This window comes from Aliivibrio sp. 1S175 (genome assembly GCF_001690985.1).
GTDB lineage: Bacteria > Pseudomonadota > Gammaproteobacteria > Enterobacterales > Vibrionaceae > Aliivibrio.
Window position 1 is genome coordinate 1 of the sequence record NZ_MAJS01000047.1, and the last position, 288, is coordinate 288.

2 tRNA genes are annotated in these 288 nt (G+C 49.3%); both read left to right on the forward strand.

Going from position 1 to position 288, the window contains the following annotated elements:
- The first annotated feature begins 9 nt into the window (after nucleotides 1–9).
- Nucleotides 10–100 (forward strand) — tRNA-Ser (locus A6E06_RS14545).
- A 38-nt stretch (nucleotides 101–138) separates the two neighbouring features.
- Nucleotides 139–215, forward strand: a tRNA-Asp gene (locus tag A6E06_RS14550).
- Nucleotides 216–288: the final 73 nt, after the last annotated feature.

The window sequence follows — 288 nt, forward strand, 5'->3', positions numbered from 1 at the left end:
CTCGGCATTGGAGGGATGGCTGAGTGGTCGAAAGCACCGGTCTTGAAAACCGGCAACCGTTAATAGCGGTTCTAGGGTTCAAATCCCTATCCCTCCACCACTTTTCAAAATTCAGATAGAGTCTGGGTTTTAAAAATTGGAGCGGTAGTTCAGTTGGTTAGAATACCGGCCTGTCACGCCGGGGGTCGCGGGTTCGAGTCCCGTCCACTCCGCCAATACAACGAAGCCTTGTCAGAAATGACGAGGCTTTTTTGTATCTGTCGAATATGAGATCCCCCTAAATTTCAT